Raw genomic sequence first — 19,141 nt, 5'->3', positions numbered from 1 at the left:
GTATGTGGAGAACCTGTGATCAAGAGGCGCCGGACGTGCCCTAGATTCATGTCAGTGGATCCCCAGCTGATCAGAAGCACGTTCGCGGTCGTCGAGAGACGGGCCGAGCATGCCGTCACCTTCTTCTACTCGCACCTGTTCTGGAACAACCCCGGTGTGCGCGAGCTCTTCCCCGAGGACATGGTTCCGCAGCGGGACCGGCTCTTCGCCGCGCTGACGCATGTGGTGACCCACCTGGAGGACCCCGCACTCGCCGCCTACCTGGGGCATCTGGGGCGCGACCACCGCAAGTTCCTGGCGTCACCCGCGCTGTACGCGGCCGTCGGGGAGAGCCTCATCGGCGCCTTCGCGCACGCCGCCGGCTCCGCGTGGACCATCGAGGCGGAGAAGGCCTGGACCGAGGCGTACGGGCTCGTCGTCGAGCTGATGCAGGCGGGCGCCGACGAGGCCGCCGGGGTCGGGGAGCCCGCGTGGTGGGACGCGGACGTCGTCCGCCACGAGCGGTACGGCGACAGCCTGGCCGTCCTGACGCTGCGGCCGCGGCAGCCCTTCCCGTACGTCCCCGGCCAGTACGTCAGCGTCAGCTCGCTGCGCGTCCCCCGCGTCTGGCGCACCTACTCCGTCGCGAACGCGCCCCGCGAGGACGGCACGCTCGACCTCCATGTGAGCCGGATACCCGGCGGCGCGATGAGCACGGCGCTCGTGGGGGAGACCGGCCCCGGCGAGGTGCTGCGGCTGAGCGCGGCGGGCGGCGGCCTCACCGCGCGGACGCCCCCGGCCGGACTCCGCTCCTATATATGCGCGGGTACGGGCTGGGCGCCGGTGAAGGCCCTCCTGGAGGAGGCCGCCGAGACGGAGCCGGAGCTGGAGGGCCGGCTGTTCGTCGTGGCCCGTGCGAAGGACCACCTGTACGGACGCCCCGACGCCGAGTCCCTGAAGGAACGTCTCCCCGGACTGAACGTCACCTACATCACCGCCGCCCCGGGCCGCCGCCGCGACCAGGCGACCGAGCGGCTGGTCCACGCGCTCCAGGCCTGCGAGCAGTGGGCCGCGCACGAGGTCTACCTCGCCGGGCCGCCCGGCTTCCTCACGGAGGTCGTCGAGGTCCTGACGGAGCTCGGCACCGACCCGCACCGGATCCACCACGACACGCTGCCGGCCGTCGGCCGCTTCACGGTCCGCCCGAGCACCGCGGCCGAACGCCTCCTCGGCCCGCCGCAGCTCCTCTGGCACAACCCGGAGGCCCGGGCGCCGCGCGAGCCGTAGAAACCGCGAGCGCTGTGACGAGGCGCTGTGACGAAGCGCTGTGACGAGACGCTGTTACGAGGACAGGCCCTCCGCCGCGCGGATCGCGTCGCGGTACGTCCGGGCCGCCGCGCGCAGCGCCGCCTCCGGGTCCACGCCGGCCGCCTCCGCGCGTGCGGCGAGGCCGAGGAGCTCGTACCCGATGCCCTCGCCCTCCGGCAGGGCCACGCCGAGCCCCGCCGTCCGCACCCGGCCCGCGAGCTTCGCGGCGAGCGCGAGCGCCGGCTGGCCGAGCGGCACGCCCTCGGTCACGGACTCCCGCTGCTTCTCGACGGCCTTGGTCCGCAGCCAGTGGGCCTTGACCTCCTCCGGCGTCTCGGCGGTCGCGTCCCCGAAGACGTGCGGGTGCCGGTGGATCAGCTTCTCGACGATCGTGCCGGCGACGTCGTCCACGGAGAACGGCTCCTCCGGGTCCTCCTCGGCGATCCGGGCGTGGAAGACGACCTGGAGCAGGACGTCCCCGAGCTCCTCGCGGAGCTCCTCGCGGTCACCCTCCTCGATCGCCTCGACGAGCTCGTACGCCTCCTCGATGCCGTACTTGGCGAGCGCCTTGTGCGTCTGCTGCGAGGACCAGGGGCACTCGCGCCGGATCCGGTCCATGACCTGCACCAGGTCGAGGAGGCGGGAGCCGGGCAGGTCGTACGAGCCGGGGAGCAGCTCCAGGTCGGGCATGGAGACCCGGCCGGAGCCGGCGAGTCGGGCGAGCCCGTCGGTCAGGGCGCGGTCGCCCTCGCCGGAGGGCAGCAGCACGATCGTCCGGCCTCCGGCGCAGTCCTCGACGAGCTCCTGCGCGGTGGGCAGGACGTGCTCGACGGCGACCCCGGCCTCCGTCAGGTACGGCAGCTGGGGGTGGTGCGCGTCGGGGCAGAGCACCCGGTCCGCTCCGTGCAGCGCCTGCCACGCGGGCCAGGACAGCAGTCCGGGCGCCACGCGGTGGCTGGCGGTCAGCAGGACGATGCGGCCGGGGCTCTCAGATGTCACCCCTCGAACCTACCCGGAGCCGGGCCCGGGCCCGGACGGAGGCCCGGACCTCGGACACGGCCCTCGGACCCAGGGACCGGACACGGCACTCGGGCCCCGGGACCGGACGGAGGCGTCGGACCCGGCGGCCGGACCGGGGCGTCAGGCTCCGGCCGGGGTCGCGCCCGGGTCCCGGCTGATCTGCCGCAGCCACGGGCTGGTCGCGGCGGCCAACTGGACCTGCGCGTCGTCCCAGGCGCCGAAGCGCGGGTTCACGTCGATGTCGAGGGACTTCGAGGCGGCGGTGAAGACGTCCGTCAGCTTCTTCTGGCCCTCGGGGGTCTCGGCGATCCCCAGCTTCGCGGCGATCTTGTTCATGAGGACGTTGCGGCGGACGACGTCGTCGATCTGGTCGGGAGCCACGCCCTGCTCCTGGAGCAGCACGGCCGCGAGCCGGTCCTCGCCGCCGCTCTGGCGGACGAACGCGGCGCGCGTCTGCTGGGTCTCGGCGCGGGTCACGCTGACGCCGCTGTCCTCGGCGACCTTGTCCACGACCCGGTCGAAGATCAGACCGTTGAGCTTGCGGCGGTTCAGGTCGCCACTGGCCCCGAGGAGCTGGGCGGCCTGCGGCGAGGCGGCCTGCGCGGCCCGCACGTCCTTGACCTGCGCCTGGAGCGTGGAGACCTCGATCCGGTCGCCGCCGACGACGGCCGCCGCTCCTGGATGGGCGTCACTCCCGCAGGCGGTGAGCAACGGCGCCGCGAGGAGCGCGGCGGAGACGGAGAGAGCAATGCGGCGATCGCGGCGGTGCACAGGAGCCTCCCGGGCGGGTCGTGCGTCAGTTGAACGACCTTGCGGTGATCGATGGTAGGGAGTCGCCGGGGCCGTAGCCACTACTTCGGAGCGACTGTTTCCCACAACGATTCACCGGACCGCCGGGTGTCGGCCCGCAACTCCCTCTCCTCCTGACCCGTCTCCGTCTCCTGCACCAGGTAGTGGGGGCGCCGCTTCACCTCGTAGTAGATGCGGCCGACGTACTCGCCGATGAGTCCGACCATCACCATCTGGACGCCGGCGAGCGCGGTGACGGCGACGAGGAGCGTGACGTAGCCGGGCGTGTCGACGCCGTTGGCCAGGGCGTCGGCGACGATCCAGGCGGCGTAGACGCAGGCGAGGGAGACGAGGAGCAGGCCGAGGTAGACGGCGGCCCGCAGGGGCTTGTTGTTGAAGGAGAGCAGCCCGTCGAGCCCGTAGTTGAGGAGCTTGCCGAAGGTCCACTTGGAGCGGCCCTCCTCGCGCACGGCGTTCTCGTAGGAGAAGGTCGTGGTGCGGAAGCCGACCCAGGCGAAGAGGCCCTTGGAGAAGCGGTTGTACTCGCCGAGGCCGAGGAGGGCGTCGACCGTGCGGCGGGAGAGCAGCCGGAAGTCGCCGACGCCGTCGACGAGCTCGACGTCCACGAGCCGGTTGATCGCCCGGTAGTAGAGGCGGGCGGTCAGGGTGCGGGTGACGCGGTCGCCCTCGCGGGTGCGGCGGGCGACGACCTGGTCGTACCCCTCGGCGTGCAGGGCGACCATGCGGTGCACGAGCTCGGGCGGGTGCTGGAGGTCGGCGTCCATGATGACGACGGCGTCCCCCGCGGCGTGCCGGAGCCCGGCGAGCATCGCGGCCTCCTTGCCGAAGTTGCGGCTGAAGGAGACGTAGCGGACGCGGCCGGGGTCGGCGGCGGCGAGCTCCTGGAGGAGCGGGAGGGTCCGGTCCCGGCTCCCGTCGTCCACGTAGACCAGCTCGAACTCCCCGTCGAGACGGGAGAACTCGTCGGTCACGCGGGCATGGAAGCGGGTGAGGACGTCGTCCTCGTTGAAGCACGGGACCACGATCGAGAGCAGCACGCGGACCACGACAACGGAGCCCGGTGACCCGGCCGGTCCGCGCGGATGACGGGCAGGCGACCATCGCGTGAACTGGCCCGCCGGGCCGGGCCCTTCCCGGGTGGGCGCTGGCATATTCGACCCGTCATGCCGAACACCACCCGCTCCCTTTCGCTCGCGGCCCTCCTCACGACGGCCGCCGTCTGCGCCGGGGACGCCGTCGCCCGCGTCTTCCCCTTCGGGCCGCGCCACCGGGCCGTCAACGACCTCGCGAACCAGTTCGTGCCGTTCCACGCGCACCTCTGGGACCTGCTGCGGGGCCGCGCGGACGGCGGGCTGCTGCTCGACTGGCGGGCGGGCTGGGGCACGAGCTTCCTCCCGGACTACGGCACCTACCTGTCGAGCCCCTTCGCCCCGCTGGTCGCCCTCTTCCCGCGTACGGACATCGAGTACGCGGTGTACGCGGTCACCGTCCTGAAGACGGCGGTCGCGGCGGCCGCGATGACGTTCCTGCTGCGCCGCCTGGGGGGTGGCACCTGGTGGTGGGCGTCCGTCCTCGGCGCGGCGTACGCGCTGTGCGGCTGGTCGCTCGCGGAGGGCACGTACAACCCGATGTGGCTGGACGGCCTGATCGCGTTCCCGCTGCTCTGTCTGGTCGGCGAGTGGGTACGGGAGGGCCGCAGGCCGCTCCTGGGGCCGCTGGTGGTGGCGGTCTGCTGGCTGGCGAACTTCTACACGGCGTACATGGCGACGCTCGGCGCGGCCCTCGTGCTCCTGGTCCGGCTGGCGACGACGGACGTCTCCCGGGGTCGGACGCCGCTCCGCACGTCGCTCCGGACTCCGCTCCGGACTCCGCTCCGGACACTGCTCCGGGCGGCGGCGACGACGGCGCTCGGGATCGGCCTCGCGGCCCCCGTCCTCGTCCCCGTCTTCCTCGGCTCGCGTCACGCGTACCCCGGCGTTGTCAGGGAGTTCGACCCGGCGGCCGGTACGGACGTGCTCGCGCGGCTGCTCCCGGCGACGTACAGCTTCGCGACCCCGGCGGCCTTCGTCTGCACGGCGGTGCCGCTGCTCGCGGGGACGCTGCTCTTCCGCCGGGACGTCCCGGGCCGTGAGCGGTGGCTGTGGCCGGCCCTGTGCGCCGCGGTCGCGCTGTCGATGCAGTGGGGCCCCACCCATCTCGTCTGGCATGTCTTCGCCACCCCGAACGGCAGCCCGTACCGGCAGACCTTCGTCCTCTCCGGCGTCCTCGTCCTCGCCGCCTGGACGGCCCTCTCCCACGGCCTCCCGGACCGCCGGGCGCTGCTCGGCGGCGCGGGCGTGGTCGTGGCCCTCGCGGCGGGCGCGCTGCCGAGCCCGGTCGTCACCCGCTGGGCGCTGCTGCTCGCGGGCGCGGGCCTCGCGGCGGTGGCGGGCGCGCTGCTCCTCCCCCGCCGGGGCCGGTACGGGGTGCTCGCCGCGCTCCTGGTCACGGGCACGCTCGTCGGGCAGGCGGCGGCGACGACGGCCTACGCGGACCGGGAGCGGCTGACCCGGCTCGACGACTACCCGCCGCTGGGTCCGGAGCAGCAGCGCCGGGCGGCGGCCCTGGCGGCGGCCGACGGCTGGCCCGCGTACCGCACGGACACGGGCCTCCCCCGGTTCGCCGGGAACGACCCGCTGCTCCTGGGCGGTCAGGGCGCGGCGTACTACAGCAGCCACACCCCGGCGGTCCTCACGGAGACGCTGACGGCGCTCGGCGGCGGCTGGACCTCGCGGGGCCGGAACCTGCTGAGCCTGGACAATCCGGTGACGGACGCGGTGTTCGGGGTGGGGGCGCGCTGGCGTGACGGCGACGTCGTCCGCACGGAGACGTACCTCCCGCTGGTGACGGTGCGCCCGCCGGGCCCGCCCCCGGCCTACGGCCCGTCCCCCTTCCGCAACCAGGAACTCCTGCTGGGAGCCCGGGTGTACGAGGCTCCGCGCGCGGGCGCCTGCCGGGTCGGCACCGAGGTCTTCCTCTGGGCGCCGGACGCGAGCGGCCGGGCCCGCCTGGGCACGCGCACGGCCGACCTGCTGGGCGGCCGGCCGAAGCGCAGCGCGGCCATGACCTCGCTGGGAGTCCAGCGGACGGCGGGCACGCGGGTGGAGGTGCCGGGCGGAGGGCGGGGAGCCGAGGTCGGCTGCCTGGACCACGAGCGGCTACGGGCGGCGGTGCGGTCCCTCCGCACCGCTTCCGCCACGGCGATCACCCCCACCCCGAACGGCATCACCGCGACGGTCCCCGCGTCCTCGGGAACGGTCGTCATGGCGACCCCCCGCATCGCGGGCTGGCACTGCGCGACCACCGGGACGGAACGGACGACCTCGTACGGCGGTCTCCTCGCCGTCCCGGCCGCGTCGGGGACGGTCGACTGCGTGTTCCGCCCGCCGGGACTGCGGGCGGGCCTGGCGGGAGGGGCGGCGGCGCTGACGGGTCTCCTGCTCTGGCGTCTGGCCGCCCTCAGACGTTCCCGGGGTCGGCCTTAAGGTCGTCGCATGCATCTGGACGAGGGACGGAAGGCCGTCGAGGCCGGGGACTGGGTGGCCGCGGGACACGCGTTCGTGCGGGCCGCGATGGAGGGCAGTGCCGAAGGGGCCGAGCTGGCGACGCAGGTGACCGTCGGGCTCGTGCCCCTGGCCGACGCGGGGTCGGCGGAGGCCGCCGCGCTGCTGGCCGGGATCTACCTGGAGTACTTCGACGAGTCGGCGCTCTCCGACGCCGTGCGGTACGCCCGGGCGGCGGCCGAGGCCGGGCATCCGGCGGGGCAGCGCACATACGGGTACATGCTGCTCGAAGGGATCGGCGTCGAGGAGGACGACGGCCTCGCCACCGAGCTGTTCCGGGCGGCCGCGCAGGCCGGGGACGCGTACGCCTGCCTCAATCTCGCCCAGCTCGTCGACGACCCGGACGAGTCCATGCGCCTTCTGGAGACGGCCACCCGGGAGGGCGTCGACATCGCCGGCGCGCTCCTCGCCGACCGGCTGTCGGAGCTGGACCGGGACGAGGAGGCGCTGACCTGGTACCTCTGGGCGGCCGAGCGCGGTCACACCGGCGCGATGCAGGCCGCCGCCTGCTGGTACCGCGACGGCTTCGGCACCGAGCCGGACCCGGTGCAGGCGGTCCGCTGGTTCTTCGCGATGCTCGCGCACGGCGACGGGGACGGCGTCCACGAGGCGATCGAGATGGCCAAGTCCGGGGCCGTGGACGCCGAGCAGGTCCGCGAGGCGGGCCGCCTGGCCGGCGACGCCGAGGCGGCGGACTCCCTGATCGCCACGGTGTGGGGCGGCAGCGGCGGCGCGTACGACGGCTGACGCCGCCGGGCGGGGCGGCGGCCCGCTACGGCCGTCAGGGGAGGTCCAGGCGCCAGCGGACCTCCCCGTCCTCCCACTCCTCCGTCGGGGCGAGGCCGGCCGCGCGGGCGACCGCGCCCGAGGCCGCGTGCTCGGGGTGGACGTGCGCGAGCACCGTCCGCACTCCCCCGGCCGCGAGCAGCTCCACGAGCCCCCGGGCCGCCTCGCGGGCGATCCCCCGCCCCTGCCAGTCCGTGCCGACGACCCACGCGATCTCCGCGACCCGCCCGCCGTCGGTGACCGTCGCCTGTACGGTCCCGGTGAGCCGGTCCTCGTCGCGCAGCCGCACGACCCAGTTGCACCAGACGACCGAGGGGTCCGGCGACCCGGCGGCCAGCCGCTCGTACCGGGCACGCAGTTCGGGCGCGGGCAGCGGCTCGCCGCCGATGAACACGTGCAGGGCGGGATCGCCCAGGACCCCGGCCATCTCCTCCGCGTGCGCGACGGCCAGCGGCACCAGATCGAGCCGCTCGGTCCGTGTGACCGTCTCCCTCACAGCGCCCCCAGGAATCCGGGGTCGGCCTCGTCGAACTGCACGCTCATGTCCTTCTCGAAATCCAGCAGCTCCGCCATCTCCACGATCCGCCGGCTCGTCGCCGCCAGGTCCTGGTGCGCCTCGGCGGACCACAGCGGCGGGTAGAGCGTGAGCCCCCGGTCGCCGTCCAGTTCACGGACCTCGTCGCGCCAGCCGGGCCAGCGGAGCCCCTCGTAGAACTCCTCCGTGCCGCCGGCGAGCATCCATGACAGCCAGGCCCCGTACCCGGCGCCCAGCGCGTCCCACCGGAGCGAGTCCGGCGCGAAGTAGACCATCTCCCCGGGCTGCCCCGGAAGCCCGACCTGATCGGCCGGTCCACCCTGGATGACGAACACCCCGCCCAGCACGTCGTGCGCCACGACGAGCCCGGCCCGGGGCCGCCAGTCGGGGATCGTCACGGGCGGGTAGCCGTTGACCCGCGCGAGCGAGGGCAGCCGCCGGTCGTTGTCGGCGGCCGGGCTCCCGTACACCCGCAGCCAGCCGTCGTCGACGAACGCCCCGCCGCTGTGCAGCACGAACGCCCCCAGGAACGACCGCACGGTCACCTGCGTCTGCACCAGCGCGGCGGCGGCGCGCTCCGCGTCGGCGTCCAGCACCTCGACGGGCACGGCCGCGTCCCGCAGCTCCCCACCGAGAACCGGCCACGCCGGGTCCTCCACCTCGATCAACTCACTCAGTTCACGCACCGGAGCATGCTCGCACGTGCGGGCGGTACGGGTGCTCCTGGGCGAGAGGGCGCCGGAGCAGGGACCGTGCTTCCAGAACCACGCGCCGCAGGTCAGGGCAGGAGCGTGAAGGCCTCGGCGTGCGCGGGGCGGACGGCACCGAAGTGGCGGCGGTCCACGGTGGCGACCTCCCGCACACCGAGGCGCTCCGCGCAGGCGATGACGGACGCGTCCACGAGGCCGAGCGGAAAGCTCGCGTACCGGGCTGTCAGCTCGGCGATCCTGAGCCAGTCCCCCGGGTGTACCGGTTCCACCGTGAAGAGGCCTTCGGCGAAGTCCTGGGCGAGGAGGAGTTCGGAGCGGGCCCCGAGCCGCCGTCCGAGGAGGTGGGCCACTTCGGCGATGACGAGCGTGGGAACGACGAGCGGGCCCGGGTGCGTCTCCAGGAGGCGGACGCAGCGGTGGTGCCACGCGTCGTCCCTGTCGTGCAGGGCGTAGAGCGGACCGGCGTCGACGATCAGTGCACTCATGCGGTGCGTCGCCGCGCGTCGCGCGCGGCCTCGCCCTCTTCCTCGGCGATGAGGTCCCGCCCGTCGGCCAGTCCGGCCAACAGTTCCTCCATGCGCTCCGCGATGTCACTGCGTCCACTGGCCCCCGACGCGGTGGAGTGGAACCGGCGTCGCACAGCCGTGTCTCCCCGCTCGTCACCGGGCAGGTGCGCGGCGATGGCCTCGCGCGTCCACTCCGAGACGGTCATGCCTCGCCGTGCGGCCTCGTGACGCATTCGGGCGTCCAGCGATTCGTCGATCTTGATCGTCGTCCGCTTCATGTATGCCAGCATACCCACGCCGGTCACGCCGCACGCCCTCTCGACAGGGCGGCGCAGTCCGGGCACTGGCCTGGCTGCGGGGCGCGGAAGGCCGTCTCGTCGCAGGTCACGCAGAACTGGATGGGGTGCGGGGCGGGCGCGCGGGGCCGGTCCGGTACGGGTGGCGGGAGGAGCGTGGTCAGGCGGTGGGCGAGCAGGCCCGCCGGGCGCTGGAGGGTCGCGGGGAGGGTGGCCGTCAGCGTGCGGGTCACGGCCTCCGGGGTCGCGCCCCGGGCGAACCAGGCGTCCACGGCCGGGGCCAGTTTCGCGATGTCCCGTACGGAGAGCAGCAGGCGGGGGTCGGTGCGGCGCAGGCCCGCGAGGAGGTCGGCGGCCGGGCCCTTGGGGAGCCGCACGGTCCCGTGAGGTGCGGGTGCGGGTGCCGGGGCCGGGGCCGGTGCGGGCTCGGGTTCCGGGACGCCCCCCGCGTCCGGGTCCGGCTCCACGTCCCGTAGTGCGCCCGGGTTGTTGTACGAGTACGTCTCCGTCACGATCCGGCCGCCGGGGAGCCGTACGCGGATCCGCTTCACGTAGCCGGCGGCCTCCAGCTCGCGGAGGGCGGCGGCGATGCTGATCTCGCCCTCCTTGGCCACACTCGCCAGCGTCTTGATGCCGATCTTCCGACCGGCGGGCAGCGACTGGATGTACGCACCCAGGCCCCTGGCCCTGAACGAGAGGCCGTGGTTCTGCGCGAGGTGGTTGCCGACGACGACGTAGTCCGTCGTATGGGGGACGTTGACGTGGATGACGCCCCCGCGAGAAACGGGCGCGCTAAAGTGCCGGGTATCCATGGGGAAGCGTCTTCTTCCTCGTGGTCAGGCCCTCGATCGGGATTGCGAGTCCCGGGCGGGGGCCGAACTGTTTTCAGTTGGGGTCGCCGCGAGCATATGCCAGGCAACCGGCCTCAGATCCAGCCCAGTTGGCAGAGTTCGCTCGTGTGGGTGACGCCCCTCCTCAAGGTGACCACCGGGGGACGGGAAGGGTGGGGTGGGTAATTGCCGGGGTACTTAAGGGATGTCGTGAGCGACCGCGTCGCGCCCCCTCACGCCCCGGTGGAGCGCCCACCGCGAAGCCGCACACGCTGAGCGGCGCGAGCCATGCGCCCCGCAGCATGACCAGTTGGAGCTACGAGAACGCGGGCCGGGTCGCGGAATCCCGCGGCCCGGCCCTTCCGCGTACCCGCGCCCGCACCCGCTACCGCCGCTACCGCGCGTACGGCCTCGTCATGATCTCCATGTTGTGGCCGTCCGGGTCGTCGAAGTACGCGCCCCGGCCGCCGAAGAGGTCGTTCACCTTGCCCGGTGCCGTGTGGCCGGGGTCGGCGTAGTACGTCACGCCGGCCGCCTCCAGGCGGTCGATCATCGCGTCGAAGCGCTCCTCGGGGACGAGGAACGCGAAGTGCTGCGACTGGATCGGGGCGTCCTTCGACTCGCAGTAGTCGAGGGTCACGCCGTTGGTGAGGTCGACGGGGAGGAACGGGCCGAAGGGGGCGCCGACCTCCAGGCCGAGGATGTCCGCGAGGAAGTGGGCGGAGAGGGCGCGGTCGTAGGAACGGACGATGGTGTGGTTGAGCTGGATCGCATCAGAGGGATGTCCCATCCGGCCGACGGTAGGCCTCGCCCGCGGGCGAGCCAAGGGGGCTGCGCGGGGAAGCGCGCGGGGACACGCGGTTTCCGGCCGTTCTGCCGCGCTTGACGATATGCAGGTAACTACCTGCATAATCGAATCATGGCCCTCGAAGCGAGAGCGGTGGACGCGGTCTTCAAAGCGCTGGCCGACCCCACCCGACGACTCCTCCTCGACCGTCTGCGCGAGCACAACGGCCAGACGCTCCGCGACCTGTGCGAGCACCTGGACATGGCGCGCCAGTCGGCGACCCAGCATCTCGACGTCCTCGGCCAGGCCGGACTCGTCACCGTCGTACGACGCGGACGCGAACGGCTCCACTACCTCAACCCCGCACCGATCCACGAGATCGAGGAGCGCTGGATCGCCGGGTTCGACAGGCCCCGCCTGCTCACCCTCAGCAGCATCAAGCACCAGGCAGAGGAGTACGCCATGACGACCGATACCGTCACGCCCACGCCCGTGCCCACCTACGTCTACGTCACCTACATCCGCGCCAGCGCCGACCAGGTGTGGCAGGCGCTGACCGACGCCGACCTGACCGCGCGCTACTGGGCGCACGCCAACGTCTCGGACTGGAAGCCGGGCTCGGACTGGGAGCACCGGCGCGTCGACGGGTCGGGCGCCGTCGACGTCGTCGGCCGTGTGATCGAGGCCGAGCCGCCGAACCGCCTGGTCATCACCTTCGACGACTCGGTCGACACCGAGAAGCCGCAAGGGCCCTCGGTGGTGACCTTCCTCGCCGAACCGCACGAGGACATCGTCCGGCTCACCGTGACCCACGAGAACCTCCCCAACACGGAGATGCTCAACGGGATCTCGCGCGGCTGGCCGGCCGTGCTCTCCAACCTCAAGTCGCTGCTCGAAACCGGCGAGGTCCTGCCGCAGGCGCCGTGGGAGATGTCCCCGGCCTCCCACGCCTGACGGCCGGAGCGCAGGACGCGAGAAGGGCCGGAACCCCGTGGGGTTCCGGCCCTTCTCCGAACGTCGCGTCCGCAGGACTACTTCGCGGTGACCGGCGTCATGCAGAGCACGAACTTGTCCGACTCCAGCTGCTGCGCGAGCGCCGCGAAGCCCTCGCCGCACGCGTTCACGTCGAAGGTGTCGTCGATGACCTTGGCGACCTTGAACATGTCGGCCTTGCCGGAGCCGCAGTCGACGGTGTCGACCTTCGGGTCGTTGTCGGGGCCGGTCACGGTGACGCACTCGCCCGCCTCGGCGTGCACCGGCGCCTCACCCGTGAGGTACGGGACGCCGAGCTTCCACGCGAGGACGGCCACGATCGCGACGAGGACGCCGCCGACCTTCTTGAGGATCTTCTTGCCCTTCGAGGGGGCCGCGGGGGCCTCGGGGGCGCCGAAGGCGGCGGGCTGCTGCTCGGGAGTGAAGGGCGCGGGCGGCGTCGTCATTGAGGATTCCTTGGGGGACGCGGACATGATCAGACGCGAACGTTACATCCGCCAAAACAGGCAAAACGGATCACGAAGATCCACTTCCGGATCAGATGCCGAGTCGTGACCCTGGTACAACGTCAGGATCGCGGTCCCAGCTGCCGTTGGTGCTCCAGGGCCCTGCGCAAGTCCGCCGGAAGCGGGTGATACGGGCCGTACGCGCGCTCCGCGTCGAACAACAGCCGCTGGAGCTCCGCCTGTCCGGCCGTGTGCTCCCCCGTCGCCAGGTGCAGCAGCCCCGTCCGGTGCCGGATGTCGAAGGCCCGGGCAGGATCGGTGCCCTGCTCGTAGAACGGCAGGACCGCGCGGAACTCCGCGAGCGCGGCCGCCGTTTCGCCCAGCTGCTCCAGGCACACCGCCGCGTCGTACCGGAACTGGAGCGTCTGCGGGTCCGCCGGGCCCGCCTCCGCCGCGCGGTCCTCCGCGAGGCGGCGCAGCTCCGGCAGCGCGCGACGGTACTGGCCGTCGTCCATCAGCGTCGACGCGTACTGCTTGCGCAGGATGCGGACGACCGGCGACCGCTCGCCGTGCTCCGCGGCGGCGGCGGGCAGGATGCCGCCGAGCAGGTCCACGGCCTGCGTCAGCGAGCCCTCCCCGAGCAGCCGCTTGACCTCGTCGACGACGGCGGCGACGTCGGGCTTGGGCGGCGTCGGTGGCGGCGGCGTCGCGTACATCCGGGGATCGGCGGGTGGGGACGGGGGCAGGGGCGGTACGGGGACGGGGACGGGAGCCGGGGTCGCCGCCACCGTCGGCGCACTCCGGTCCGGCCACGGCGCGTGCGGGCGCAGGAACGGGCGGGTCGGGTCCATCGGACCCGCCGGGGCGCCGCGCGCCGGCAGCAGCGGAAGGAGGTGCTCGTACACCTCCTGCGCGCCCGACGGCCGGTCGCGCGGGTCCTTCGCGAGGAGGCGCAGCACGAGCGCTTCGAGCACCTCGGGGACCTCGGGGCGGAGTTGGCGGATCGGGCGCGGCGGCTCGTACAGGTGCCGGTGCAGCACGCCGAGCGCGGTCGAACCGGAGAACGGCACGTCCCCGCTGAGGAGTTCGTGGAGGAGCGCGCCGAGCGCGTACAGATCGGTGTACGGGCCGACGGCGCCGCCCATGGCCTGCTCGGGCGCCATGTACGCCGGGCTGCCGATGGGGGAACCGGTGTGGGTGAGACGGGTGGTGTCCGTGTCCAGGACGGAGGCGACACCCAGGTCGAGGACGGTCACCGTGCCGTCGGGGCGGACCATGACGTTCCGCGGCTTGAGGTCGCGGTGCACGATCGGCACCGCGTGGACGGCGGCGAGGACCGCGCACAGCTGCGCGGCGACGCAGACGGCCCACGCCCAGGGGTACGGGTCGTTCTCGGCCAGGTGGTCGGCGAGGTCCGCGCCGTCCACGTACTGCATGACGAGGTACAGGTCCTCGCCGTCGCTGCCGGCGTCGTGCACGGTGACCAGGCCCGGGTGGTCGACCTGCGCCGTGACCCGGCACTCTCGCACGAACCGGCGCCGCAGCTCGCCGGCGGCGGTCGCGGGCCCGGCGATGCCGGCGGGGCGCAGCAGCTTCACCGCGACCCGGCGGTCGAGCCGCCCGTCGTACGCCGTCCAGACCTGGCCCATGCCGCCCTGCCCGATGACGGTGGCGAGCTCGTAACGCCCGCCGATGACACGTCCGTTCACCTGCGGCCTTCGCCTTCCCGTCCGTCCTTGCGCAGCAGATCGCTCAGCTCGTCGAGCTCGGCACGGACCTGCTCGATGCGCGGCGCGGTGGGCGGCTGCGGCTGGGCCGGTGCCGGAGGGGCGCAGATGTACGGAGCCGGGCCCCCGCTCGGTGTCGTCGTGACGGGGGCTCCGTCCGGCCCGTACGCGTACCCGAGCGGCCGGTACGGGGGCGGCACCGGACCCGGCAGCGGCATCGCGCGGCGGCGGTCGTGGTGCCGGATCTCCCCCACCAGGTAGTAGGCGATCGAACCGGCCCCCAGCGCCAGGATCGTGCCCACCCCGACGAAGGCCTCCAGGTCGCTGCTCTCCTTCTCGCCCGTGACGCCCATGTACACGAAGAGCGCGGTGGCCACGACGAAGGCCAGGCCGCAGAACACCCAGTCCCGCACCTTGCCCGTGAGGATCGCGAGCCGCAGCATCGGCGCCCAGGCCAGGAAGCCGCAGCTGAGCAGCGGGAGCGCGACGAAGAGGACGCGCAGCGCGATCAGGCCGCCGGAGGCGGGGCCTGGCGGCGTCGGCGACGGCTGCGGGGCCTGCGGGGGGCCGTACATCGGCTGCTGCTCCTGCTCGAACGGATCGGGTCGAGTACGAGCGTATACACCGTCGCCGACAACGGTTCCGGGTTGTCCGGAACCGTTGTCGAACCGGATCAGGGCGCGACCGTGCCGTCCGCCAGGCCGTCGTACAGGCCCTGCACGAGCTGCTCGCCGAGCCGCGAGGCCTGCCGCAGGCTCTCCTCGAACTCCGCGAGGGCGCGGAACCGCTCGCCGAACCGGCGCTGTTCGGCCAGGGGCAGGCGCGGCAGCTGGAGGCGGCGCACGTCGAGCCGGGTCGCGGTGGAGGCGTAGCTGCTGGCCTGCCGGGTGTTGGCGGTGGCCCGGAGGAATCCGGCCAGGAACCACGGGTCGAGGGCCGCCGGGTCGGGGCGCAGGAGCTGGAGGTTCCGGCCCAGGGCGGCGCCCTCGGCGTGGGCGTCGACGACCCGGACGGCCGCGCCGCCGCCGAGGACCGGGACGACGACGTCACCGGCGGCGAGGAGGACCGGTTCCTCGGGCGGGCCGTCGGGGAGCGTGCCGGAGGGCTGCTGGGCGGCGAGGACGTCGTGGTCGGTGAGGACCGCGACGGGGGCGCCGGCCGGGGCCGTTCCCGCGCCGCCCGCGTGCAGGGTCAGGGCCCCGGCGCGCGCGAGTTCACCGACGGTGGTCGTGCCGGCCGTGGCCGTGAGGGGTCCCGCCGTGGCGCCGGCCGCCGTGGCCGGGCCGGTCACGGGCGGCGGCGTCAGCTCGCGGGTCCGGTGCAGGGTCTCGGCGAGACGCTCGCGGACCAGGGCCAGTTGGGTCGCTCCCTCGGCGGCGGCCGGGGGCGGCAGATGACGGGCGGGGGCGAGGTCGACGTCGTCGTCGAGGAGCTCGATGACGGGGACGGCGCGGCTCTCCCCGGGCGTCGGGACGACGGTCCCGTCCCGGTCGAAGGCCGTCCAGGCGTCCAGTACGGCCGCGTGGACGGCCGGCCAGTCGAGCCGGTCCCTGCTGTCCCTGCCGTCCCTGCCCTGGCCGTCGCGGCCCTGGCCGGTGTGCTCGGACGCGGTGTCGACGAGGAGCAGTTCGGCGGCGGGGCGCTCGCCGGGTACGGGCTTGCGCAGGACCCAGAGGTGGAGCGGGATGCCGTACGGGGGTGCGGCACCGGCCGGGAGGGCGACGACCGCGCGGAGGGCGCCCCGGCGCAGCAGGTCGGCGCGGATCCGGCGGCCGGAGCGGCGGGAGGCGGCGGCCGGCGGCATGAGGAGGACGGCGGTGCCGCCGGGGCGGAGGCGGGCCAGGGCGTGCTGCACCCAGGCGAGCTCGGACTCCGTACGGGCCGGGAATCCGTACTCCCAGCGCGGGTCGTAGGCCAGTTCGTCGTGGCCCCAGTTGCGCTCGTTGAACGGCGGGTGGCAGAGGACGGCGTCGGCGGCGAGCGTCGGGAACGCGTCGGCACGGAGGCTGTCGCCGGTGCGGACACGGATGTCGGCGTCGGTCGCGAGGGCCAGGCGCAGCGCGGTGAGCGCGGCGAGGTCGTGGTCGGCGTCCTGGCCGCTGAGCGCGCCGGGCCGCTCGACCGCGCTGAGCAGGCCGCCGGTGCCGGAGGCCGGGTCGAGGACGGTGAGCGGGGCGGCGAAGCCGTGGGGGGTGCTGCCGGGAGTGCCGTCGGAGGTACCCCCGGCGGCGCCGTCCTTGCCCCCGGCCGGGACGCCGGTCGCGAGGGCGGCCATCAGGGAGGCGGGGCCGGGCGGCGTCAGCGTGTACTGCCGGGGGTTGGCGTCGAGGTGCCGGCCGAGCAGGAACTCGAAGGCGGGCCGGACCCCGCCCGTCTCCGCCGCGAGCTCGGCGACGCCGCGCAGGAGCGGGACGGAGGGGACGAGCGCGGAGGAGGTGGGGGTGAGGACGGCCCGCTCGGGGCCGAGGCGCTCGGTCAGCGTCTCCTCCAAGGCGACGGGGAGCACGCCCGTGAGCCGCTCGTCCGGGAGCGCGGCGAGCGCCGGCCAGGCCGCCGACCGGTCCCGTACGAGAAGGAGGGCGCAGCCCGCGTGGACGAGGGCGGTGACGGCGCCGGCGGGGTGGCCCGCGATCTGCTGCCAGACGCGCTCGCGCAGCGGGACCTCGGCCAGCTTGCCCTGGTCGCGGAGCCACCGCTCGACGTCGGCGAGGGCGAAGGAGGGGCTGGCCTCCGTCCCGCCCACGGGCTTGGGGAAGTCGGGATGGCGGCGGCGCCAGTTGCTGACGGCGGCCCGGCCGACCCCGGCGAGCCGGGCGATCCCGGCGGCGGTCACCTCTCCGGAGCCCACGTCTCCCGAGCCCGCGTCTGCTGCCCTCTCCGGCACCTGACTCATCTCCCTGACTCGCCCTCGTCCGCGCGCATGCACGCCCTCGTGTGACATCGATCTTACTGCCGAAGGCCCACGAAACCACTTCACAGTGTGAGCGAACTCGTTTTCCGTGAACCGTGTTGACTCGGTTCACAAGCTCTGCTGTGATTGACCCATCGCTTCAGACAGCTTCTCTGTCCGGGAGGACACACCCATGTCGTACGACACCCAGGTCCCGGCCGCCGCCCCGCGGCAGGTCATGCGCAACGGGCTCGGCACCGCGGCCCTGATCCTCGGCATCATCGGTACGGTCTCCGGCCTCATCCCGCTGCTCTTCTGGCTGGCCGGCACCCTCGGCCTCATCGCCCTGGTCCTGGGCCTCGTCGGCAAGGGCCGCGTGAAGCGGGGCGAGGCGAACAACAAGGGCGTGACGCTCACCGGCGCGATCCTCGGCCTCGTGTCCCTGATCCTCGCGACGGTCGGCCTGATCATCACGGTCACGGCGGTCAGCGACGCGGTGGACGAGATCGACAAGAGCATCAAGGACTCGGCCCCGAAGGACCCGAAGAAGGCCGAGGCCCCGTCGGGTGACGCCGGCGCGGCGGACAAGGGGAAGGCCCTGGAGGACGGCGACACCTCGGTCTACGACGACGACCTCAAGGTCACGGTCTCGGCCCCGAAGCCGTACACCGCGAGCGAGTACGCGGTCGGCCACACCAAGGGCAACAAGGCCTACCAGGTCACGGTCGTCGTCGAGAACGGCGGCAAGAAGAACTTCGACGCCGTCGGGGTCCAGCTGAGCGCGCGGGCCGGCGCCAACGGTGTCGAGGCGGAGCAGATCTTCGACGAGAAGGTCGGCGCGGGCTTCCAGGGCGCCGTCCTGCCCGGCAAGAAGGCCACCCTCACCGTCGCCTTCGATGCCCCGAAGGACGCCAAGAACCTGACCGTCGAGGTGAACCCCGGCTTCGACTACAACGCCTCGCAGTGGGAGCTGAAGCTCGGCTGACGCAGGACCACCGGCCGCCCAGGGCGGCCGCCACCCGGACCGGGGGCCCCGCGGGGCCCCCATCCCCCGTACGACTCCCCCGCACCATCCCCTCGGAGACACCGTCACCATGCACGTCACGCCCCGCCGCCGCCCGCTCGCCGTCAGCCTTCTCTGCGCGGCCGTCGCGCTCTCCGCCACCGCCTGCGGACCGTTCGGGGGCGGCCCGGCGTCCGCGAAGCCCGCGCCCGGGCCCACGGGCCCCTTCGGGGAGTCGACCGGCCCGCAGATCCTGGACCGGGCCGTCGCGGCGACGAAGACGGCGAAGTCCCTGACGCTGGACGTCGACGTGATGTCCGACGGGGAGCCGCTGAAGGCCTACCTCTCCGTGGACACCCGGGGGAAGTGCACGGGCACGCTGACCGTCGGCGCGACGGGCACGGTCGAGCTGATCAAGGCCGACGACGAGAACGCGTACCTGCGCTTCGACGAGTCGTTCCTGCGCGCGCAGGGGAAGGGCGAGAGCCCGGAGGTCCAGCAGGCGCTGCTCACGCAGCTCAGGGGCCGCTGGACGAAGACGCCCGTGAACGACCCCGACACCCGGGACATGCTGGCGCTCTGCGACCTGAAGGGGCTCCTCGCCGAGTTCGAGCAGGGCGGGAGCGGCATCGCGAAGGGCGGGGAGACCACCGTCGGCGGACGGAAGGCGCTGAAGCTGACGGAGCCGGGCGGCACGGCCGACGGCACCGCCGGCGGCACCGCCGGCGGCACCGCCGGCGGCACGGCCGGCGCCGAGACGAACACCGTCTACGTCGCCACGGAGGGCGAGCCGTACATCCTGAGGATCGTCACGACGGGCGGCGACGAGCCGGGGGCGATCACGTTCTCGCACTACGACCGGCCGGTCGAGGTGAAGGCCCCGCCGGCCAAGGACATCGCCGCCCTCGACTGA

19 protein-coding genes are annotated in these 19,141 nt (G+C 73.7%); 6 read left to right on the top strand and 13 right to left on the bottom strand.

The genetic code is table 11. The features are described from left to right. Nucleotides 1-48 precede the first annotated feature (48 nt). Nucleotides 49-1,266 carry a globin domain-containing protein gene (locus tag ACZ6K0_RS33345; RefSeq protein ID WP_469577525.1) on the top strand — a complete coding sequence of 406 codons (1,218 nt, stop codon included), beginning with the start codon at nucleotides 49-51 and terminating at the stop codon, nucleotides 1,264-1,266. Nucleotides 1,267-1,320: 54 nt separating this feature from the next. Here the strand turns inward: ACZ6K0_RS33345 and ACZ6K0_RS33340 are convergent, their stop codons facing one another. The 3 genes from ACZ6K0_RS33340 to ACZ6K0_RS33330 form a co-directional block, all read right to left on the bottom strand. Next, nucleotides 1,321-2,286 carry a nucleoside triphosphate pyrophosphohydrolase gene (locus tag ACZ6K0_RS33340; RefSeq protein ID WP_376402487.1) on the bottom strand — a complete coding sequence of 322 codons (966 nt, stop codon included), beginning with the start codon at nucleotides 2,284-2,286 and terminating at the stop codon, nucleotides 1,321-1,323. A gap of 141 nt (nucleotides 2,287-2,427) precedes the next feature. Next, nucleotides 2,428-3,078 carry a SurA N-terminal domain-containing protein gene (locus ACZ6K0_RS33335; protein WP_376402490.1) on the bottom strand — a complete coding sequence of 217 codons (651 nt, stop codon included), beginning with the start codon at nucleotides 3,076-3,078 and terminating at the stop codon, nucleotides 2,428-2,430. 80 nt (nucleotides 3,079-3,158) lie between these two features. Continuing rightward, nucleotides 3,159-4,154: a glycosyltransferase family 2 protein gene (locus ACZ6K0_RS33330; RefSeq protein WP_376402493.1), complete on the bottom strand. Its 996-nt coding sequence runs from the start codon at nucleotides 4,152-4,154 to the stop codon at nucleotides 3,159-3,161. A 126-nt stretch (nucleotides 4,155-4,280) separates the two neighbouring features. Here ACZ6K0_RS33330 and ACZ6K0_RS33325 point away from each other — a divergent pair, with 126 nt between their 5' ends. Both ACZ6K0_RS33325 and ACZ6K0_RS33320 read left to right on the top strand, forming a co-directional pair. Continuing rightward, the gene (locus tag ACZ6K0_RS33325) at nucleotides 4,281-6,641 is read left to right on the top strand and encodes a YfhO family protein (RefSeq protein WP_469233392.1); all 2,361 of its coding nucleotides are present in this window, start codon (nucleotides 4,281-4,283) and stop codon (nucleotides 6,639-6,641) included. Nucleotides 6,642-6,650: 9 nt separating this feature from the next. Beyond that, entirely contained in the window at nucleotides 6,651-7,466 is an 816-nt protein-coding gene (locus tag ACZ6K0_RS33320) for a tetratricopeptide repeat protein (protein ID WP_469233390.1), read from the top strand. 34 nt (nucleotides 7,467-7,500) lie between these two features. Here the strand turns inward: ACZ6K0_RS33320 and ACZ6K0_RS33315 are convergent, their stop codons facing one another. The 6 genes from ACZ6K0_RS33315 to ACZ6K0_RS33290 all read right to left on the bottom strand — a co-directional run bounded on the left by ACZ6K0_RS33315 (nucleotide 7,501) and on the right by ACZ6K0_RS33290 (nucleotide 11,172). Beyond that, nucleotides 7,501-8,001: a GNAT family N-acetyltransferase gene (locus ACZ6K0_RS33315; RefSeq protein WP_376402501.1), complete on the bottom strand. Its 501-nt coding sequence runs from the start codon at nucleotides 7,999-8,001 to the stop codon at nucleotides 7,501-7,503. Beyond that, nucleotides 7,998-8,726 carry a DUF2625 domain-containing protein gene (locus ACZ6K0_RS33310; protein WP_376402504.1) on the bottom strand — a complete coding sequence of 243 codons (729 nt, stop codon included), beginning with the start codon at nucleotides 8,724-8,726 and terminating at the stop codon, nucleotides 7,998-8,000. The genes ACZ6K0_RS33315 and ACZ6K0_RS33310 overlap by 4 nt, the downstream gene beginning before the upstream one ends. A gap of 92 nt (nucleotides 8,727-8,818) precedes the next feature. Further along, nucleotides 8,819-9,235: a type II toxin-antitoxin system VapC family toxin gene (locus ACZ6K0_RS33305; RefSeq protein ID WP_469233388.1), complete on the bottom strand. Its 417-nt coding sequence runs from the start codon at nucleotides 9,233-9,235 to the stop codon at nucleotides 8,819-8,821. Further along, nucleotides 9,232-9,534: a ribbon-helix-helix domain-containing protein gene (locus ACZ6K0_RS33300; protein WP_469233386.1), complete on the bottom strand. Its 303-nt coding sequence runs from the start codon at nucleotides 9,532-9,534 to the stop codon at nucleotides 9,232-9,234. Before ACZ6K0_RS33300 ends, ACZ6K0_RS33305 begins: the two co-directional genes overlap by 4 nt. 23 nt (nucleotides 9,535-9,557) lie before the next feature. Beyond that, the gene (locus ACZ6K0_RS33295) at nucleotides 9,558-10,364 is read right to left on the bottom strand and encodes a helix-turn-helix domain-containing protein (protein WP_469233384.1); all 807 of its coding nucleotides are present in this window, start codon (nucleotides 10,362-10,364) and stop codon (nucleotides 9,558-9,560) included. A 412-nt stretch (nucleotides 10,365-10,776) separates the two neighbouring features. Next, nucleotides 10,777-11,172 (bottom strand): VOC family protein, encoded by a 396-nt coding sequence (locus ACZ6K0_RS33290; RefSeq protein ID WP_376402516.1) that lies wholly within the window; start codon nucleotides 11,170-11,172, stop codon nucleotides 10,777-10,779. Nucleotides 11,173-11,322: 150 nt separating this feature from the next. Here ACZ6K0_RS33290 and ACZ6K0_RS33285 point away from each other — a divergent pair, with 150 nt between their 5' ends. Next, complete coding sequence (locus ACZ6K0_RS33285) at nucleotides 11,323-12,123, top strand: ArsR/SmtB family transcription factor (RefSeq protein WP_376403290.1); 801 nt, start codon at nucleotides 11,323-11,325, stop codon at nucleotides 12,121-12,123. A 77-nt stretch (nucleotides 12,124-12,200) separates the two neighbouring features. Here the strand turns inward: ACZ6K0_RS33285 and ACZ6K0_RS33280 are convergent, their stop codons facing one another. The 4 genes from ACZ6K0_RS33280 to ACZ6K0_RS33265 form a co-directional block, all read right to left on the bottom strand. Continuing rightward, entirely contained in the window at nucleotides 12,201-12,608 is a 408-nt protein-coding gene (locus ACZ6K0_RS33280; RefSeq protein WP_376402519.1) for an LppU/SCO3897 family protein, read from the bottom strand. A 122-nt stretch (nucleotides 12,609-12,730) separates the two neighbouring features. Then, nucleotides 12,731-14,317: a serine/threonine-protein kinase gene (locus ACZ6K0_RS33275; protein WP_469233382.1), complete on the bottom strand. Its 1,587-nt coding sequence runs from the start codon at nucleotides 14,315-14,317 to the stop codon at nucleotides 12,731-12,733. Beyond that, nucleotides 14,314-14,910, bottom strand: a complete 597-nt coding sequence (locus ACZ6K0_RS33270) for a hypothetical protein (RefSeq protein WP_469233380.1) — start codon at nucleotides 14,908-14,910, stop codon at nucleotides 14,314-14,316. The genes ACZ6K0_RS33275 and ACZ6K0_RS33270 overlap by 4 nt, the downstream gene beginning before the upstream one ends. Before the next feature lie 98 nt (nucleotides 14,911-15,008). Next, nucleotides 15,009-17,168: an N-6 DNA methylase gene (locus tag ACZ6K0_RS33265; protein ID WP_469577545.1), complete on the bottom strand. Its 2,160-nt coding sequence runs from the start codon at nucleotides 17,166-17,168 to the stop codon at nucleotides 15,009-15,011. A 250-nt stretch (nucleotides 17,169-17,418) separates the two neighbouring features. On the opposite strand from ACZ6K0_RS33265, the gene ACZ6K0_RS33260 reads away from it, so the two are divergent. Then, nucleotides 17,419-18,210: a DUF4190 domain-containing protein gene (locus ACZ6K0_RS33260; RefSeq protein WP_469233376.1), complete on the top strand. Its 792-nt coding sequence runs from the start codon at nucleotides 17,419-17,421 to the stop codon at nucleotides 18,208-18,210. Between the two features lie 109 nt (nucleotides 18,211-18,319). Beyond that, nucleotides 18,320-19,141, top strand: a complete 822-nt coding sequence (locus ACZ6K0_RS33255; RefSeq protein WP_469233374.1) for a hypothetical protein — start codon at nucleotides 18,320-18,322, stop codon at nucleotides 19,139-19,141.

The sequence above is a fragment of the Streptomyces sp. NPDC042346 genome (assembly GCF_055581845.1).
This window is presented reverse-complemented; position numbering and strand designations above follow the sequence as displayed.

Bases quoted from the DNA above. Each gene is read 5' to 3' on its own strand.
- ACZ6K0_RS33345 (WP_469577525.1), top strand. From the start codon at position 49: ATGTCAGTGGATCCCCAGCTGATCAGAAGCACGTTCGCGGTCGTCGAG.
- ACZ6K0_RS33325 (WP_469233392.1), top strand. From the start codon at position 4,281: ATGCCGAACACCACCCGCTCCCTTTCGCTCGCGGCCCTCCTCACGACG.
- ACZ6K0_RS33320 (WP_469233390.1), top strand. From the start codon at position 6,651: ATGCATCTGGACGAGGGACGGAAGGCCGTCGAGGCCGGGGACTGGGTG.
- ACZ6K0_RS33305 (WP_469233388.1), bottom strand. From the start codon at position 9,235: ATGAGTGCACTGATCGTCGACGCCGGTCCGCTCTACGCCCTGCACGAC.
- ACZ6K0_RS33300 (WP_469233386.1), bottom strand. From the start codon at position 9,534: ATGAAGCGGACGACGATCAAGATCGACGAATCGCTGGACGCCCGAATG.
- ACZ6K0_RS33295 (WP_469233384.1), bottom strand. From the start codon at position 10,364: ATGGATACCCGGCACTTTAGCGCGCCCGTTTCTCGCGGGGGCGTCATC.
- ACZ6K0_RS33290 (WP_376402516.1), bottom strand. From the start codon at position 11,172: ATGGGACATCCCTCTGATGCGATCCAGCTCAACCACACCATCGTCCGT.
- ACZ6K0_RS33280 (WP_376402519.1), bottom strand. From the start codon at position 12,608: ATGACGACGCCGCCCGCGCCCTTCACTCCCGAGCAGCAGCCCGCCGCC.
- ACZ6K0_RS33270 (WP_469233380.1), bottom strand. From the start codon at position 14,910: ATGTACGGCCCCCCGCAGGCCCCGCAGCCGTCGCCGACGCCGCCAGGC.
- ACZ6K0_RS33260 (WP_469233376.1), top strand. From the start codon at position 17,419: ATGTCGTACGACACCCAGGTCCCGGCCGCCGCCCCGCGGCAGGTCATG.
- ACZ6K0_RS33255 (WP_469233374.1), top strand. From the start codon at position 18,320: ATGCACGTCACGCCCCGCCGCCGCCCGCTCGCCGTCAGCCTTCTCTGC.